Here is a 16,223-nt window from a genome sequence, read left to right on the forward strand (position 1 = left end):
GGAACGCGGGCCTGCCGGTGCCCTCGGCGGCGGCCGCCGCCGGGCTAGCGGCCCCGGCCCCCACCAAGGGCGCGGCCGCGGCCCCGGCCGCAAAGGCCCGCCGGGTGATGCGTGCGCTCATCATGCCTCCGTTCGTAGCGGCCGAGTTCGTTTCCCCCACCCCGCCCCTGCCCGATTCTTGGACGCCGCCCTCGCACTGCTCGGCCCCAGGGGGCCTCCCAGGCTTCGGGACGGCTACGCCGGACCCTCCCCCACCCAGACTCCGTCTGGGTGGGGGAGGGTCTGGGGGCAGCCAGCGGGTCCGGGTGGGGGCAGCCTTCGGCCGGTGGGGGCACTCTCCCCCAGCCGCCAGGCTGGGGGAGGGTCCCCCCGGCCAAACGAAGGTTTGGGGGAGAGCCCGGTTTCGGGAAGGGGCGGGGTGGGGGAAGCAACGCCGGGCGCCGTCACAGGGCGCTCACCGCGATCCGGGTGAAGGAAATGCTCTCGTACGGGCCGGACTGGCCGGTCTCGTAGAGGAGGCCGACCGTGGTGACGGAGAGCCGGACGAGGTCGGAGTAGGCGGCGGGGAGGGGGGAGAGCTGGAGGACGGGGGTCCAGGTGGAGCCGTCGTCGGTGCTGGCCCGGAGGGTCATGGCTTTGCGGGCGGAGGGGTCGGCGGGGCCGGAGTAGAGGAGGGGGCCGCCGCGGAATTGGAGGACGCTGCCCTGGACGACGGGGCCGGCGAGGGTGGGCTGGGGCTCGTAGGGGTCGACGAGGGTGCGGCCGCCGTCGTCGCTGTAGGCGTCGCAGCGGACGCCCTCCGCGATGCCCTTGTGGTTGCGGGCGTTGAAGTAGATCCGGCCGTCGGGGAGCTGGGCGGCGGTGGTCTCGTTGACGTTGATGAAGCCGTCGGGGTCGTCGTCGACGTAGCCGATGTGCCAGCTGCGGCCGCCGTCGTCGCTGAAGAGGTCGTGGCCGCCGTAGTACTTGGCCTCGGCGCCGGTGTCGGTGGAGCCGGGGGGCGGGGCGATGGAGTGGTCGGCGGGGACGACGAGGCGGCCGCGGTGCCTGCCGTGGGTGAGGGCGATCGCGTGGCCGGGGCCGGTGGCGTACCAGCGCCAGTTGTCGAGCTTTGCGGAGGCCGTGATCTCGCGGAGCTCGGACCAGCCGAGGCCGTCGTTGTCGCTGTGCTGGACGAAGACCCGCCGGGACTGCTCCGGGGTCGCCGCGCCCGTCGTGATCTGGGCCTCGGTGACGGATCCCGAGTTGCGGCAGGTCAGCAGCACGATGCGGCCGGTGCGCGGGTCCACGACGGGGGCCGGGTTGCCCTGGGTGTTGGTGCCGGCCTCGGCGACGACCTGGAGGGCGCCCCAGGTGCGGCCGCCGTCGGTGGAGCGGCGGGCGACGACATCGATGTCGCCGGTGTCGCTGGCGGAGTGGCCGCGCCCTTCGGCGAAGGCGACGATGGTGCCGCGCCCGGTGCGTACGACCGCGGGGATACGGAAGGTGTCGTAGCCCTCCGTCCCGGAGGTGAACGGCACCGAAGTGGTGGCGGGCGCGTCGGCCGCGTAGGCCGTCCGGGTGAATATCGCCGAGCCGAGCCCCGCCAGCGGCAGCGCCAGAACCGTGCGCCGGTCGATGGGCATCAGACGGCCTCCCGGGCCTCGGCCGAGGGCGGCTTCGCCGCCGCGTGCCGGGCGTCGGCCCAGCGCTGCACCCGTGCCGGGACGTCGAAGCCGACCAGCACGATGACCACCGCCGTCAGCGACAGCCCCAGCACCGCGATCGCCGTGCCCAGGCTCAGTGGCGCGGCGAGCTTCGCGCCGAGCACCGGAGCGGCGGCGCCGCCCAGCGCACCGACGTTGTAGCTGAAGCCGAGGCCGGCCGCGCGGAAGCGCACCGGGTAGTGCCCGGAGACGTACTTCGGCAGGATGCCGGAAGCGCCCTGGCCGGTCCCCAGCAGCAGGAAGAGCAGCACCCACAGGGCGACCGTGTGGCCCTCGCCCAGCGCGAAGACCGGCCAGACGAAGAACAGCGACGCGAGCAGCATGCTCACGTACGCCCGCCGAGTCCCGAAGCGGTCGCCGAGGAAGCCGGAGAGGATGGAGCCCGCCGCGTAGCCGATGCCCGCGTAGAGCAGGGCGTCGGAGACCTGGCCGGGGTCGTAGTGGAGTTCGGTCTTCAGGTAGGTCGGGAGCAGGGACTGCAGCGGCCAGGAGTAGAGGAAGGCGCAGAACACCGTGATCATCAGCGCGACCATCACCGGCCACAGCCGCCCAGCGAACTGAACGGCGAAGGCCACGAAGCACGCCGCGATGACCGCCACAAGTACCAGCGTGACCGGCAGCGTCTGGTTTCGCAGCACGAAGAAGATGCTCAGCGCCGCGACGACCCCGATCGGCAGGTTCCACGCCGCCCGCCGTCCTGTGAAGAGCACCGCTGCCGCGCTGACCGGCCGCTCCTTCGCGCTGAACTCCGTCCACTCCTTGGTCTCCGGCAGCCTCTTGCGCAGGTAGATGGCGAGTACGACCGGGATGATGCCCAGCCAGAACAGCACCCGCCAGCTGGAATGCGGCACGACCCAGGCGTACGTCTTGGCGGCGAGGACGCTGCCCAGCGGGTAGCCGGACAGCAGCATGCCGCTGGCCTTGTTGCGCAGCCGCGCCGGCCAGCTCTCGATGACGTAGGTGGCGCTGGCGGTGTACTCGCCGGCCATGCCGAGTCCGATCACCATCCGGAAGGCGAACAGCGACCAGTAGTCCCAGGCGAAGCCGCACAGGGCCGCCCCGACGGCATAAAGCGCGATGCTCAGCACCATGGCGGGCCGCCGTCCGAAGCGGTCACCGAACGCGCCGATCGCGAGCCCGCCGAACCAGCGGGAGACGAAGGCGGCCGACACCAGGGTGGCGGCCGTGACGGTGGAGAGGTGGAAGTCCTGGGCGACCTCGGTCAGCACGAGGGTGATCAGGACGAAGTCGAAGCCGTCCATGGCGTAGCCGAGCCATGCCGCGGCGAAGGCCTTCCAGTCCCGCGGGGACAGCTCCCGGTACCAGGGGACGGGGTCAACGGGGTCAGTGGTGGCGCTGTTGCTGCTACTACTGCTCATTGCGGCTCGCTCTCCTCGACGTTGAGGGAGGTAGGACGTAGGACGTCCTATGCGTAGCGGTACCGTAGGGCCCATGTCCATACGGCACAAGCCCTCTGTGCAGGACCGGCTGGTCGACATGATCATCGACAGCGGCCTCGACGCAGGCGCGCCACTCCCGGCCGAGCCGGAGTTGATGCGGGCCCTCGGCGTGAGCCGTAACTCCGTACGAGAGGCGCTCAAGGGCCTCCAGGCGCTGGGCATTGTCGACATCCGCCACGGCTACGGCACCTTCGTCGGCGAGGCGCAACTGCGGGCCCTGGCCCCCGGGCTGCTCTTCCACACCCGGCTGGCCGTCCGCCGGGCCGACCACCGCGCCCTGCACGAAATCGTGGAGGTCCGCGCGCTCCTGGAGGGCGGCCTGATCCGCCGCGCCGCCCTGGAGCTCACCGAGGACGACCTCGGCTGCCTCGACGCCGAACTCGCCGCCCTCGCCGCCGACGGCGCGGAGGGCCGGGCGGGCCACGACCGGCGCTTCCACGAGCTGCTCTACGAGTCCCTGGGCAACGCCATGGTCCTGCAGCTCATCGGGCTCTTCTGGGACGTCTACCGCGAGCTGGAGCACGAGGTCGGCAAACCGCGGACCGACCACGACCAGGTCGTTCGCCAGCACCGGCGTGTCGTGGACGCCCTCCGGGCCCGCGAGCCGGAGGCCGCCGCCGACGCGATAGCCGCACACTTCGCCGACGTCCAGTCCCGCATCGACCGCCTCGGCTGAGTCGCGCTGGGCCTCCAGGCTTTCTACGCCGCGAAGAACGCCTTCGCCCGCGCCAGCCCGTCCGTGTCCTTCTGTACGTCACCGGGCCTGGTGCCGTTGCCCAACAGCGCCCCGCCCCACCGCATCCCGGCGTACGCGGCCGTGTGCCGCAGCGAGCCGACCAGGGGCGCGGCGGTGGCCGGATCCTGGCTGGAGAGGGCCGTGATCGACCACAGCGTCTTGCCGCGCAGGCGGTCGAGGAAGTCGAGGCCGGGGACGCGCATCCAGGCCGACCAGTGGTCGAGGTAGAGCTTGGTGCTGGTGGAGAGGCTGTACCAGTACAGCGGCGAGGCCACGACGAGGTCGGTCGCGTCGAGCGTGGCGTCGAGCAGGGTGCGGGCGTGGCCGGTGGGCTCGGGGTAGGTGCCGTCGCCGGTGTGGCGGAGGTCCTCGAAGGCCGGGAGCGGGAGGTCGGCGAGGCGCAGCCACTGCTGCCGGGCGGCAGGCGGGAGCTGCTGGGCCGCGTGGCGCGCGAGCGTCTCCGTGTTGCCGCCGGTGCGGGCGCTGCCCAGCAGGAAGAGGTACGTCCGGTCCTCGATCGCGGTCACGCTGTGTCCCCATTCACTTGCGCATGCATTAAGTGCGTACGCATGGAGATGCTAGCAGGCGGTCCCGCCGCGACCGATGCCTCACGCGAGTTCGGTCAGCGGTCTCCACCCCACCAGCCGGCACAACGTCGCGTACAGCAGCGCGGGATCGACGAAGGGCGCCTGCTCTGTCGGCCGCGAGTACCACGACAGCGGCCAGGTGTCGCTGTGCAGGGCGGGCACGCCGACGTAGCCGACGCTGGTCGAGGTGCCGCTGAGCCGCATGATGCCGGGCGGCCACCGGTAGTCGGTGGCGCTGCCGGGCGGGCAGAGGAAGTACATCCAGCGGGCGCCGACGGCCTCGCGGATGATGGGTCCGGCTGCGTCGTCCGTCTCGTCGGCGAGTTCGTCGGCGACTTCCTCGGCGCGCAGCCCGGCAATGCGTACGGCGTCGAACTGGACGCCCGTCCGGCTGAGTTGGTGACCGGAGGCGGGTACCCAGTCCGGGCGATAGGGGAGCGGGGGGCGCGGGGCGGGCGGAGCACCGAACTCCGGTTCTGCGGGGCCGGGGGAAGGATAAGCCGCCGCTTCCTCGTTGGGGGGAGGTTCTGTGTTCATAGGCCCAACAATTCCGTCACGGAGTTAGCGTCACCACGAACGGCGCGGCTACAGACGGAGTTGTACAGGCAGCGGGGAGGCGACGGACCATGAGTCAGACCGACGGATCGTCAGCGACCCTGCGGGTCTTCGGCGGACAGGTGCGCTGGCTGCGTACCGAGGCAGGCCTGACCCGCGCCGAACTCGGCGAGCGCATCGACTACTCCGAGTCCATGGTCAGCGCCGTCGAGCAGGGCCGCCGCATCCCCAAGCAGGACTTCATCGACAAGGCCGACACCGTCCTCGGCGCGCGCGGGCTCCTCAAGGCCGCCGCGCCCTTCCTCGCGCAGGAGCGCTATCCGTCCTGGTTCCAGGATTTCGCGCTGCTGGAGTCGGAGGCGGTGAGCATGTACCTCTACGCGAACCAGACCATCCCGGGCCTGCTCCAGACGGAGGGATACGCGCGGGCGGTGATCGCCGCCCGATGTCCGCCGCTGGACGACGAGGAGATCGAGAGCAGAGTCGCGGCACGCCTGGACCGGCAGAGCGTGCTGACCCGCAAGCCCGCTCCCGTACTGGGATTTGTGATCGAGGAGGTCGTGCTCCAGCGCCCCATCGGCGGGGCGGAATTAATGAAAGCTCAATTGCACCGCCTGCTGGACTGCGGCAGCATGCGCAACGTGTCGCTCCAGGTCATGCCGACCTGGCGCGAGACCCACTCCGGTCTCGACGGCCCCATGGTGCTGCTCGAAACCCCCGAACGCCGCAGTCTGGCCTATGTCGAAGGCCAGAGCGGTAGCTTCCTGATCTCCGATCGGGACGAGGTCAGTGTGCTCACCCAGCGGTATGGAATCATCCGCGCACAGGCCCTCAGCCCGGAGGAGTCAGCAAGCCTGATCGAACGGCTGGCAGGAGAACTATGAGCAGCGAGCACGACACGCCCGCTTCCGATTCCCCGGAACTGGCGTGGTTCAAGAGCAGTTACAGCGGCAACGAGGGCGGCGAGTGCGTCGAGGTCGCCGCCACTCCCGGCACCCCCGGCACGGTCCACATCCGTGACTCCAAGGACAGATCGGGACCCGTTCTCGCCTTCACCGCCGGAGCCTGGGACGCCTTCGTCTCCCTCGTCAACGCCCGGTAGCCGCTCAGGCCACGCGCGCGCCCTCGTCCCCGGCAACGACGCCGGCGCCGGGGGCGCGCGCCGCTTCGCGCAGGGCCACATGCGTACGACGGGCATTGCGCAGCGCGTCCCAGGTGAGGATGGCCAGCGCCGCCCACACCAGGGCGAACCCGGCCCAGCGGGCCGCCGGCATCGCCTCATGGAAGTAGACCAGGCCCAGCACGAACTGGAAGACCGGCGCCAGATACTGCAGCAGGCCGATGGTGGACAGCGGGATACGGATCGCGGACGCACCGAAGCAGACCAGCGGGATCGCGGTGATCACCCCCGAAGCGGCGAGCAGGGCAGCGTGGCCCGCGCCGTGCGCGGCGAAGGTGGAGCCTCCGCGGGCCCCGAGCACGATCAGGAAGGCGACCGCGGGCAGGAACTGCAGCGAGGTCTCGGCGGCCAGCGACTCCAGGCCGCCCATGTTGACCTTCTTCTTGACGAAGCCGTACGTCCCGAAGGAGAAGGCGAGCACCAGCGAGATCCACGGCGGCCGTCCGTAGCCGACGGCGAGCACGACCACCGCGGCCAGACCGATCCCGACGGCCGCCCACTGGGCGGGACGCAGCCGCTCGCGCAGGACGACGACGCCGAGGGCGATGGTGACGAGCGGGTTGATGAAGTAGCCGAGCGAGGTCTCGACCACATGACCGCTGTTGACGCCCCAGATGTACGTGCCCCAGTTGACCGAGATCACGGTCGCGGCCAGCGCCAGCAGCCCGAGCCGCTTGGGCTGGCGCAGCAGCGCCGGTATCCACTGCCAGCGGCGCAGCACCAGCAGGATGACCGCCACGACGAGCAGCGACCAGATCATCCGGTGGGCGAGGATCTCCAGCGCCCCGGCGGGTTCGAGCAGCGGGAAGTAGAGCGGGAAGACGCCCCACATGCCGTACGCGGCGAAGCCGTACGCGAGCCCGGCACGCTGTTCGTTCAACGGATCCTCCCCGCGTCGGACGGCAACCGTCAGACGGTAGCGCGGGGGATCGGGCGCTGTCATCTGCGTCCCGCATAACGGTCATGACCGGTGATGGTGGTGATGCGGGACGCAGACCTCTCGTCAGCCCATTCAGGCCGTTCAGCCCTTCAGCGCGGCCGCGATCGTCTCGGCGAGCGGCGTGGTCGGGCGGCCGATGAGGCGGGAGAGGTCGCCGCTGCCGCCGGCCAGCAGGCCGCGCGAGAGGAAAGACGAACGGCAGGCGCCCTGCGGGTTCTCGCGCCGGACGTCAACGCCCCGACCTGCCCCTCGCGCCTGATACTGGAGCACGTCACCAGCCGCTGGGGCGTGCTCGTGCTGGCCGCGCTGATGGACGGCACGCTGCGCTTCAGCGAGCTGCGGCGCACCGTCGGCGGGGTCAGCGAGAAGATGCTCGCCCAGACCCTGCAGACCCTGCAGACCCTGGAGCGGGACGGTTTCGTGTACCGCGAGGCGCACCCCGTCATCCCCCCGCACGTCGACTACTCGCTCACCCCGCTGGGCGAGGAGGCCGCCCGCCAGGTCTGGAACCTGGCCCGGTGGGTGGAAAGCCGCGTCCCGGACGTGATGACCGCCCGGGACGCGTACGACAGGGCCTAGGGACGCGGGGAGCTGCGCTCAGAGCACCGTCCACGTGTCGTTGCCGTTGAGGAGAGCGCCGAGGTCCCCCTTGCCGTGCTGCTCGACGGCCGTTTCAAGCTGCTCCGACATCTCCGTGTCGTACACCGGCCGTTCCACACTACGCAGCACGCCGATCGGCGTGTGGTGCAGCGTGTCGGGGTCGGCGAGCCGGGACAGCGCGAAGGCGGTGGTCGGGGAAGTCGCGTGCGCGTCGTGGACCAGCACCGACCCCTCGTTCTCAGGCGTGACGGCCACGACCTTCAGGTCGCCGGTGGCCGGGTCGCGTACGACACCCTTTGAGGCGTCCGCGCCGAAGCGGATGGGCTGCCCGTGCTCCAGGCGGATCAGGGCTTCCTCGGCGGTGGCGTTGTCCTTGAGGGCGTCGAAGGCGCCGTCGTTGAAGATGTTGCAGTTCTGGTAGATCTCCACCAGCGCCGTGCCGGGGTGGGCGGCGGCCTCTCGCAGCACCTGGGTGAGGTGCTTGCGGTCGGAGTCGATGGTGCGGGCGACGAAGGAGGCCTCGGCGCCGATGGCCAGCGAGACCGGGTTGAAGGGCGCGTCCAGGGAGCCCATCGGGGTCGACTTGGTGATCTTGCCGACCTCGGAGGTGGGGCTGTACTGGCCCTTGGTGAGGCCGTAGATGCGGTTGTTGAAGAGCAGGATCTTCAGATTCACATTGCGCCGAAGCGCGTGGATCAGATGGTTGCCGCCGATGGACAGGGCGTCTCCGTCACCCGTGACCACCCACACGCTCAGGTCGCGGCGCGAGGTGGCCAGGCCGGTGGCGATGGCGGGGGCGCGGCCGTGGATGGAGTGCATGCCGTACGTGTTCATGTAGTACGGGAAGCGGCTGGAGCAGCCGATCCCGGAGATGAAGACGACGTTCTCGCGGGCCAGGCCGAGTTCGGGCATGAAGCCCTGGACTGCGGCGAGGATGGCATAGTCACCGCAGCCGGGGCACCAGCGCACTTCCTGATCCGACTTGAAGTCCTTCATCGACTGCTTGGCGTCGGCCTTGGGGACCAGGCTCAGCGCCGGCAGCCGCCCTCCTTGCCCGCCCTCGGGCAGGAGGGGCCCAGGCTCTGGCTGGTCGATGGCAGGTGCCTCAGACATCCGCGCTCTCCTCCTGAATGGCGGTTGCGAGCTGCTCGGCCTTGAAGGGAAGGCCGGTGACCTGGGTGTAGGAGCGGGCGTCGACCAGGTACTTCGCCCGCAGGAGGTGGGCGAGTTGGCCGAGGTTCATCTCCGACACCACCACCTTGTTGTAACGCCCCAGCACCTCGCCGAGATTCCGGGGGAAGGGGTTGAGGTGCCGCAGATGGGCCTGCGCGACCCGGCCGCCGGAGCCCCTGATGCGGCGTACGGCGGCGGTGATCGGGCCGTAGGTCGAGCCCCAGCCGATGACCAGGGTGCGCGCCTCGCCGGAAGGGTCGTCGACGGTGACGTCGGGGACCGTGACGCCGTCGATCTTGGCCTGCCGGGTGCGGACCATGAGGTCGTGGTTGGCCGGGTCGTACGAGATGTTGCCGGTGCCGTCCTGCTTCTCGATGCCGCCGATGCGGTGCTCGAGGCCCGGGGTGCCCGGCACCGCCCAGGCGCGGGCCAGGGTCTCGGGGTCGCGTAGATACGGCCAGAACTCGCCGTCGTGGTTGGGTGCGGTGGCGAACCGCACGCGTAGATCCGGCAGATCGTCGAGGTCCGGGATCCGCCAGGGCTCGGAGCCGTTGGCCAGGTAGCCGTCGGAGAGCAGGAAGACCGGGGTGCGGTAGGCCAGGGCGATCCTGGCCGCCTCCAGGGCGGCGTCGAAGCAGTCCGCCGGGGTGGACGGGGCCACGATCGGCACCGGGGCCTCGCCGTTCCTGCCGTACATCGCCTGGAGCAGGTCGGCCTGCTCGGTCTTGGTCGGCAGCCCGGTGCTCGGGCCGCCGCGCTGGATGTCGATCACCAGCAGCGGCAGCTCCAGGGAGACCGCCAGTCCGATCGTCTCGGACTTCAGGGCCACCCCCGGCCCGGAGGTCGTGGTCACCGCCAGCGACCCGCCGAAGGCCGCGCCCAGAGCGGCGCCGATCCCGGCGATCTCGTCCTCGGCCTGGAAGGTGCGGACGCCGAAGTTCTTGTGCTTGCTCAGTTCGTGCAGGATGTCCGAGGCCGGGGTGATCGGGTACGAGCCCAGGAACAGCGGCAGATCCGCCTGCTTCGAGGCCGCGACCAGCCCGTACGACAGGGCCAGGTTCCCCGAGATGTTGCGGTAGGTGCCCGTGGGGAAGGCGGCGCTGGCGGGCGCGATCTCGTAGGAGACCGCGAAGTCCTCGGTGGTCTCGCCGAAGTTCCAGCCGGCCCGGAAGGCCGCCACATTCGCCTCGGCGACCTGCGGCTTCTTGGCGAACTTCTTCTTCAAGAAGGCTTCGGTGCCCTCCGTCGGCCGGTGGTAGAGCCAGCTGAGCAGGCCCAGCGCGAACATGTTCTTGCTGCGCTCGGCCTCCTTGCGGGACAGGTCGAAGTCCTTGAGCGCTTCCACCGTCAGCGTGGTCAGGGGCACCGGGTGCACCGCGTACGCCGACAGTGAGCCGTCCTCCAGCGGAGAGGCGGGGTAGCCGACCTTGGTCATCGCGCGCTTGGTGAACTCGTCGGTGTTGACGATGATCTCTGCGCCGCGCGGCAGGTCGTCGATGTTCGCCTTCAGGGCGGCGGGATTCATCGCCACCAGTACGTTCGGCGCGTCACCGGGCGTGAGGATGTCATGGTCGGCGAAATGGAGCTGGAACGACGAAACGCCCGGCAGGGTGCCTGCGGGCGCTCGGATCTCGGCGGGGAAGTTCGGCAACGTCGAAAGATCATTGCCGAACGATGCTGTCTCCGAGGTGAAACGATCCCCCGTGAGCTGCATCCCGTCCCCGGAATCGCCCGCGAACCGGATGATCACCCGGTCCAGACGCTTGGTCTCCTTGACCGGGTTCCGCTGTTCACCGAGGTTGTGCTGCTCGGCGGATGGGCTGCTGACCTGGCTGGTCACTGAATCGGACCTCCTTCGAGGCGGCGGCTCACGCACAAGGTCGTGACCTTTTGTCCCACCGACCATCGTACGTGGGTAAGGGTGACCTTCCCCGGGAAAACCGCACCTCGGGTTCTCCGTATGCCACGTTTTGTCACGATGCCTCGCCCCCGAAGCTGTCGCCGTATAAGACGCCTGCGAGTGGTCCTTTAGTTCTACGCCTCTCCGGCATCTGGCAGGGTGTCAGATGGCCGGGAATCCAGCCAGGATCCACCCAGGGGTCCGGCTAGGAATTCAGATAGGTGAGCACTGCCAGCACCCGACGATGGTCTCCCTCACTGGGCGCCAGGCCCAGCTTCAGGAAGATGTTGCTCACGTGCTTCTCGACCGCGCCGTCGCTGACCACCAGCTCTTTGGCGACCGCCGAGTTCGTACGACCCTCCGCCATCAGCCCCAGGACCTCCCGCTCGCGGGGGGTGAGCCCCGCCAGCACGTCCTGCTTGCGGCTGCGGCCGAGCAGCTGCGCCACCACCTCCGGATCCAGGGCCGTCCCGCCCTGCGCCACCCGGACCACGGCGTCCACGAACTCCCGTACATCGGCTACCCGGTCCTTGAGCAGGTACCCGACGCCGCGGCTGCTTCCCGCCAGCAGCTCGGTCGCGTACTGCTCCTCGACGTACTGCGACAGCACCAGCACGCCGAGCTCCGGATGGTCCCGGCGCAGCTGCACCGCAGCCCGCACCCCTTCGTCCGTATGGGTGGGCGGCATCCGCACATCCGCCACGACGACGTCCGGCAGCGCATCCTCGTCCGCCATCTCGCCGATCACCTTGATCAGGGAGACGGCGTCCCCGACCCCCGCCACCACGTCGTGTCCGCGGTCGGTCAGCAGCCGGGTCAGCCCCTCCCTGAGCAGCACCGAATCCTCGGCGATGACCACCCGCACCCTGTCCTCCACGGCTCCAGCCCCCCATGTCTGCGTCATCGCCCCCAGCATCCCAGCATTGGGGCACGAGCGCGGGGGATTACGCAGGGGGGATCACGTACGCCAGGGCAGTTCGGCGGCCACGGTGGTCGGTCCGCCGGCGGGGGAGTCCACGGCCAGCACGCCGTCGACCGCGTCGAGGCGCTCGGCGAGGCCGGCCAGACCGGAGCCCCCGGCGGTGGAGGCGCCACCGCGGCCGTTGTCGATGACGTGGATCATGAGCCGGTCGCCGGACTGCCAGAGGTCGACCGTGGCACGGGACGCGCCGCTGTGCTTGCTGATGTTCTGCAGGAGCTCGGAGACCGTGAAGTACGCGATGCCCTCGATCGCCGGCACCGGCCGACCCGGCAGGTCCACGGTCACCGACACCGGGACCGTGCAGCGCGCGGCGACCGACGACAGGGCTGCGTCCAGGCCCCGGTCGGTCAGTACGGCCGGGTGGATGCCGCGGGCCAGGTCGCGCAGCTCCTGGAGGGCGAGCTTCACCTCGCCGTGCGCCTCGTCGACCATGCTCGCGGCCGCCTTCGGGTCCTCGTGCAGCTTCTCCTTGGCCAGGCCCAGATCCATGGCCAGGGCGACCAGCCGGGCCTGGGCCCCGTCGTGGAGGTCCCGCTCGATGCGCCGCAGGTCTGCGGCGGCGGTGTCCACGACCGTCCCCCGGTCCGACTCAAGCTCGGTCACCCGGGTGGCCAGCCGGGACGGTCCGAGCAGCCCGAACACCATCAGCCGGTCGACGTACGCCATGCCACGGATCACCCACGGCGAGATCAGGACCAGCGCCAGCCCGAAGCAGGCCGCGAGCGCCACCTCGGAGGGCGAGTCGAGCCACCAGCCGTTGCCGTTCCCGTCGCCGTAGAGCTGCAGGCCGGGCTGGTGGGCGTACGTCGGGAACACCCACTGCCACAGGGGATAGGTCAGAAAGCCCCAGCCGTACGCGAAGAAGGAGACCGACACGGAGAAGCTGAAGATCCCCCACGGGAAGTGCAGAAAGCAGTAGAGGACGTGCCGCCAGGCCACCCCGCTGCCCAGCTGCGCCCCCAGCCACGGCATGAACCCCTGGCCCTTCGCCCGCACCGGCCCAGGCTCCGCCACATCGAGTCGCAGCAGCCCCCGCGCCCTCGCCCGCTCGACCACGCCCAGCCCCCGCGCCCCGGCCAGCCCGGCCGCCAGCACCGGCACGCCCAGGAAGGTCACCAGCAGTCCGGCGCCCAGCGAAAGCATGGTCACGACATAGACGAAGCCGATGATCCCCATCGGCAGATTCAGCAACAGGTATGCGAACTCCCGCCACGTCCGCCCCTCGAGCGGCGCCCGCAGCGCCGCGGGCACCCGGTGGTCTCGCGTATCCATGTAGCCGTAGGCCATCGTCCCGTCCGTCCTCGTGAAAGTCTGCGTACTGCCAGCGTCGTACGGCGGCCCTCAGGCGCCCATGGTGCGGATCGGCCTCTTCAGGCGGGGGATAGCCCTACCCTCACCGGTCGCGCCACGGCAGCTCGGCCGTGATCGCCGTCGGGCCGCCCGCCGGGGAGTCGACGACGAACAGCCCGTCGACCGCGCCGAGCCGCTCCGCCAGGCCTGACAGGCCGGAACCGCCCTCGGCCGAGGCGCCGCCCTGCCCGTCGTCGCGCACCTGGATCATGAGGCGATCGTCGGACCGCCACAGCTCGACCCCCGCCGTGCGGGCGCCGCTGTGCTTGCTGACGTTCTGCAGGAGCTCGGACACCGTGAAGTACGCGATGCCCTCGATCGCCGGGGCCGGCCGCCCGGGAAGGTCGACGGTCACCGACACCGGGACCGTGCAGCGCGCGGCGACCGACGACAGCGCTGCGTCGAGGCCTCGGTCGGTGAGTACGGCCGGGTGGATGCCGCGGGCCAGGTCGCGCAGTTCCTGGAGGGCGAGCTTCACCTCGCCGTGCGCCTCGTCGACCATCTTCGCGACCACGGCCTCGTTATCGGCTCGGCCCTCGAGGAGCTTCGCCTTGGCCATGCCCAGATCCATGGCCAGGGCGACCAGCCGGGCCTGGGCCCCGTCGTGCAGGTCCCGCTCGATACGCCGCAGGTCGGCGGCGGCGGTGTCCACCACCGTTCCCCGGTCGGACTCCAGCTCGGCGATCCGCTGCTCCAGCTCCTCGGAGGGCTGCAGCAGCCCCCGCACCGCGGCCCGGTCGACGTTGGCGAGGCCCCTCGCGACGAACGGCAGCACCGGCCAGGCCACGAAGAGCGAGACAAGGGAGATGACGAAGGTGGCGATGCCCCACGGCAGACGCATGAAGAGGTACAGAGCGTGCCGCCACCCCACCGGGTCCTTGAGCGACGTCCACAGCCACGGCAGAAAACCGAGTGTGCCGGGCCGCAGCGGCCTCGGCTCCTCCACCACGACCCCGAGCAGCCCCCGGGCCCGCGCGCGCTCCAGCCCCCCGAGGAGCCGGCACCCGGCCAGCCCCAGCGCCAGCAGCGGCAGGCCGACCACCGTCACCGACAGTCCGAGGCCCACGCTGAGCGTGACGACGACGTAGACGAAGCCGAGGATGTCGAGCGGCAGGTTCGCCAGCAGAAAGGCGATTTCCTTCCAGGTCACCGGGTCGTACGCGAAGCGCGGGGGCGGCAGTGAAGGGGTCGGATCGATCTCTGGCTGGCTCATGGGCCCAAGCCTGCCGGGCTGTTGGCCGGTAGCACCATGGGGTGCGTACGACGGACAAGGTGGGGTTATCCCGACCAGGGCCCAACGCGGTTGCTCGGCACCCAAGGGGCAGGGCCTAGACTCCGTTCGTAATCAACGTCTAAAGATCCACCGGGATCGCTCGGGATCGCTGGACAACGAGGAAACGACGAGAATCGAGGGGCGGACGGACGTGGACTACTTCCACGGCTACTCGGTCGTCGGCCTGGTCGCGGTGGTCGGCGTGCTCTTCGTCGCCGTGGCTTTCGGCGCCGGGCGGCTGCTGCGACCGGACCTGCCGACGCGGGAGAAGCTGCTCACCTACGAGTGCGGAGTCGACCCCGTCGGCGAGGGCTGGGCCCACACCCAGATCCGCTACTACGTGTACTCCTTCCTGTACGTGATCTTCGCGGTCGACGCGATCTTCCTCTTCCCCTGGGCGACGGTCTTCGCCGCCAAGGGATACGGCGGCACCACGCTGGTGGAGATGTTCGTCTTCCTCGGCTTCTTGGCCGTCGGCCTCCTCTACGCATGGAAGAAGGGGGTCCTGGAATGGACGTGACCCCTGCACCTGTCCCCGAAGCGCAGCTGCTGCCCGAGCCGCGCAGGCTCGGCACGCTTGCCCGTCTGGCCCCCGAGCCGATGAAGGTGGTCCTGAACTGGGGTCGCCGCTACAGCCTGTGGGTCTTCAACTTCGGGCTGGCCTGCTGCGCGATCGAGTTCATCGCCGCCTCCATGTCCCGGCACGACTTCATCCGGCTCGGCGTGATCCCGTTCGCCCCCGGCCCGCGCCAGGCCGACCTGATGATCGTCTCGGGCACGGTCACCGACAAGATGGCCCCGGCCGTCAAGCGGCTCTACGAGCAGATGCCCGAGCCCAAGTACGTCATCTCCTTCGGCGCCTGCTCGAACTGCGGCGGCCCCTACTGGGACTCGTACTCCGTGACGAAGGGCGTCGACCAGATCATCCCGGTCGATGTCTACGTCCCCGGCTGCCCGCCCCGGCCCGAGGCGTTGCTGCAGGGCATCCTCAAGCTCCAGGAGAAGATCGCCCGCGAGTCACTGAACGAGCGCTACAGCCGGCCCTCGGCGGCTCAGCTGAGCAGCGGCCTGGTCACCGCTCCGCCCGCTCCGGGGGGAGACGACAGATGAACCCCTACGACCGGCTCCCCGACGCCGCCGCCGAGATCTTCGGCGAAGAGGCCAGGGCGGAGGAGGCGTACGGCCTGCTGACGGTCGATGTGCCCGTCGGCTCATGGGTCGCGGCCCTGGAGACCGCCCGCGACAAGCTCGGCTGCACCTACTTCGACTGGCTGAGCGCCGTCGACGAACCCGGGACCGGCTTCCGCGTCTGCGCCCACGTCGTGTCCCTGGGCGAGGGCAAGGTGCGGCGGCTCCTCGTCCGTACGACCGTCCCGCACGAGGCCGCCGCGCTGCCGACCGCCACCGACGTCTACGCGGGGGCCGGCTGGCACGAGCGCGAGACGTACGAGATGTTCGGCATCGATTTCACCGGCCACCCGCACCTGGAGCCGCTCCTGCTGCCCGAGGGCTTCGAGGGGCACCCGCTGCGCAAGGACTTCGTGCTGGCGGCCCGGGTCGCCAAGGCCTGGCCCGGCGCCAAGGAGCCGGGGGAGTCCGAGCACGGCGGTCCCAAGCGCCGCACCATGCTGCCGCCGGGCGTCCCCGATCCCAACGACTGGGGCCCCATGAAGGGCCAGCTCCCGCCCGCTCCGGCCCGGTCCGCCCGCGCGGCCCGGCCGCCGCGAGCCGCGGGAGAGGCCCCGGCCCGCCGCGCCCGGAGCGTGAGCGAGGGCTCCGCA

The 16,223-nt window shown here is 70.5% G+C and carries 17 protein-coding genes and 1 pseudogene; 7 read left to right on the forward strand and 11 right to left on the reverse strand.

Translation table 11 applies throughout. From position 1 onward, the window contains the following. Window positions 1-443: 443 nt before the first annotated feature. Window positions 444-1,625 carry a sialidase family protein gene (locus EFK10_RS28645; protein ID WP_127358557.1) on the reverse strand — a complete coding sequence of 394 codons (1,182 nt, stop codon included), beginning with the start codon at window positions 1,623-1,625 and terminating at the stop codon, window positions 444-446. Then, window positions 1,625-3,085 (reverse strand): sialate:H+ symport family MFS transporter, encoded by a 1,461-nt coding sequence (locus tag EFK10_RS28650; protein WP_127358558.1) that lies wholly within the window; start codon window positions 3,083-3,085, stop codon window positions 1,625-1,627. The genes EFK10_RS28645 and EFK10_RS28650 overlap by 1 nt, the downstream gene beginning before the upstream one ends. Window positions 3,086-3,158: 73 nt before the next feature. On the opposite strand from EFK10_RS28650, the gene EFK10_RS28655 reads away from it, so the two are divergent. Next, a complete protein-coding gene (locus tag EFK10_RS28655; RefSeq protein ID WP_127358559.1) occupies window positions 3,159-3,842 on the forward strand; it encodes a FadR/GntR family transcriptional regulator in 684 nt (227 codons plus the stop codon). 23 nt (window positions 3,843-3,865) lie between these two features. Here the strand turns inward: EFK10_RS28655 and EFK10_RS28660 are convergent, their stop codons facing one another. Both EFK10_RS28660 and EFK10_RS28665 read right to left on the reverse strand, forming a co-directional pair. Next, on the reverse strand, window positions 3,866-4,429 hold the full coding sequence (locus EFK10_RS28660; RefSeq protein ID WP_240677527.1) for a flavodoxin family protein: 564 nt from the start codon (window positions 4,427-4,429) through the stop codon (window positions 3,866-3,868). Between the two features lie 81 nt (window positions 4,430-4,510). After that, window positions 4,511-5,026, reverse strand: coding sequence for a hypothetical protein (locus EFK10_RS28665; protein ID WP_240677528.1), 516 nt, complete (start codon window positions 5,024-5,026; stop codon window positions 4,511-4,513). A gap of 89 nt (window positions 5,027-5,115) precedes the next feature. Between EFK10_RS28665 and EFK10_RS28670 the strand changes: the two genes are divergently transcribed. After that, on the forward strand, window positions 5,116-5,928 hold the full coding sequence (locus EFK10_RS28670; protein WP_127358560.1) for a helix-turn-helix domain-containing protein: 813 nt from the start codon (window positions 5,116-5,118) through the stop codon (window positions 5,926-5,928). Continuing rightward, window positions 5,925-6,146 carry a DUF397 domain-containing protein gene (locus tag EFK10_RS28675; protein ID WP_127358561.1) on the forward strand — a complete coding sequence of 74 codons (222 nt, stop codon included), beginning with the start codon at window positions 5,925-5,927 and terminating at the stop codon, window positions 6,144-6,146. Before EFK10_RS28670 ends, EFK10_RS28675 begins: the two co-directional genes overlap by 4 nt. 4 nt (window positions 6,147-6,150) lie before the next feature. Here the strand turns inward: EFK10_RS28675 and rarD are convergent, their stop codons facing one another. Beyond that, window positions 6,151-7,104: an EamA family transporter RarD gene (gene rarD, locus EFK10_RS28680; protein ID WP_265737568.1), complete on the reverse strand. Its 954-nt coding sequence runs from the start codon at window positions 7,102-7,104 to the stop codon at window positions 6,151-6,153. Window positions 7,105-7,245: 141 nt separating this feature from the next. Continuing rightward, window positions 7,246-7,350: pseudogene (locus tag EFK10_RS48890) on the reverse strand (KR domain-containing protein); the annotation flags it as partial. A gap of 21 nt (window positions 7,351-7,371) precedes the next feature. On the opposite strand from EFK10_RS48890, the gene EFK10_RS28685 reads away from it, so the two are divergent. After that, complete coding sequence (locus EFK10_RS28685; protein ID WP_127358568.1) at window positions 7,372-7,743, forward strand: winged helix-turn-helix transcriptional regulator; 372 nt, start codon at window positions 7,372-7,374, stop codon at window positions 7,741-7,743. An 18-nt stretch (window positions 7,744-7,761) separates the two neighbouring features. Here the strand turns inward: EFK10_RS28685 and EFK10_RS28690 are convergent, their stop codons facing one another. The 5 genes from EFK10_RS28690 to EFK10_RS28710 all read right to left on the reverse strand — a co-directional run bounded on the left by EFK10_RS28690 (window position 7,762) and on the right by EFK10_RS28710 (window position 14,382). Further along, window positions 7,762-8,760: a 2-oxoacid:ferredoxin oxidoreductase subunit beta gene (locus tag EFK10_RS28690; RefSeq protein WP_240677530.1), complete on the reverse strand. Its 999-nt coding sequence runs from the start codon at window positions 8,758-8,760 to the stop codon at window positions 7,762-7,764. Between the two features lie 109 nt (window positions 8,761-8,869). Then, a complete protein-coding gene (locus EFK10_RS28695; protein WP_127358563.1) occupies window positions 8,870-10,777 on the reverse strand; it encodes a 2-oxoacid:acceptor oxidoreductase subunit alpha in 1,908 nt (635 codons plus the stop codon). Between the two features lie 265 nt (window positions 10,778-11,042). Continuing rightward, window positions 11,043-11,702, reverse strand: a complete 660-nt coding sequence (locus EFK10_RS28700; protein WP_127358570.1) for a response regulator transcription factor — start codon at window positions 11,700-11,702, stop codon at window positions 11,043-11,045. Window positions 11,703-11,795: 93 nt separating this feature from the next. Then, window positions 11,796-13,106 (reverse strand): sensor histidine kinase, encoded by a 1,311-nt coding sequence (locus EFK10_RS28705; protein ID WP_127358564.1) that lies wholly within the window; start codon window positions 13,104-13,106, stop codon window positions 11,796-11,798. Window positions 13,107-13,212: 106 nt separating this feature from the next. Continuing rightward, on the reverse strand, window positions 13,213-14,382 hold the full coding sequence (locus EFK10_RS28710; protein WP_127358565.1) for a sensor histidine kinase: 1,170 nt from the start codon (window positions 14,380-14,382) through the stop codon (window positions 13,213-13,215). Window positions 14,383-14,593: 211 nt separating this feature from the next. On the opposite strand from EFK10_RS28710, the gene EFK10_RS28715 reads away from it, so the two are divergent. The 3 genes from EFK10_RS28715 to EFK10_RS28725 form a co-directional block, all read left to right on the forward strand. Next, on the forward strand, window positions 14,594-14,962 hold the full coding sequence (locus EFK10_RS28715; protein WP_206305622.1) for an NADH-quinone oxidoreductase subunit A: 369 nt from the start codon (window positions 14,594-14,596) through the stop codon (window positions 14,960-14,962). After that, window positions 14,953-15,552, forward strand: a complete 600-nt coding sequence (locus tag EFK10_RS28720) for an NADH-quinone oxidoreductase subunit B (RefSeq protein WP_127358566.1) — start codon at window positions 14,953-14,955, stop codon at window positions 15,550-15,552. Before EFK10_RS28715 ends, EFK10_RS28720 begins: the two co-directional genes overlap by 10 nt. Further along, a partial coding sequence (locus tag EFK10_RS28725) for an NADH-quinone oxidoreductase subunit C (protein ID WP_164836180.1) occupies window positions 15,549-16,223 on the forward strand: 675 nt, incomplete at its 3' end. The genes EFK10_RS28720 and EFK10_RS28725, both read left to right, overlap by 4 nt.

The organism is Streptomyces soli (assembly GCF_003999195.1).
GTDB lineage: Bacteria > Actinomycetota > Actinomycetes > Streptomycetales > Streptomycetaceae > Actinacidiphila > Actinacidiphila soli.

Coding starts and splice junctions, on each gene's coding strand:
- EFK10_RS28645 (WP_127358557.1), bottom strand. CDS start 1,625: ATGCCCATCGACCGGCGCACGGTTCTGGCGCTGCCGCTGGCGGGGCTC.
- EFK10_RS28650 (WP_127358558.1), bottom strand. CDS start 3,085: ATGAGCAGTAGTAGCAGCAACAGCGCCACCACTGACCCCGTTGACCCC.
- EFK10_RS28655 (WP_127358559.1), top strand. CDS start 3,159: ATGTCCATACGGCACAAGCCCTCTGTGCAGGACCGGCTGGTCGACATG.
- EFK10_RS28665 (WP_240677528.1), bottom strand. CDS start 5,026: ATGAACACAGAACCTCCCCCCAACGAGGAAGCGGCGGCTTATCCTTCC.
- EFK10_RS28670 (WP_127358560.1), top strand. CDS start 5,116: ATGAGTCAGACCGACGGATCGTCAGCGACCCTGCGGGTCTTCGGCGGA.
- EFK10_RS28675 (WP_127358561.1), top strand. CDS start 5,925: ATGAGCAGCGAGCACGACACGCCCGCTTCCGATTCCCCGGAACTGGCG.
- EFK10_RS28690 (WP_240677530.1), bottom strand. CDS start 8,760: ATGAAGGACTTCAAGTCGGATCAGGAAGTGCGCTGGTGCCCCGGCTGC.
- EFK10_RS28705 (WP_127358564.1), bottom strand. CDS start 13,106: ATGGCCTACGGCTACATGGATACGCGAGACCACCGGGTGCCCGCGGCG.
- EFK10_RS28710 (WP_127358565.1), bottom strand. CDS start 14,382: ATGAGCCAGCCAGAGATCGATCCGACCCCTTCACTGCCGCCCCCGCGC.
- EFK10_RS28720 (WP_127358566.1), top strand. CDS start 14,953: ATGGACGTGACCCCTGCACCTGTCCCCGAAGCGCAGCTGCTGCCCGAG.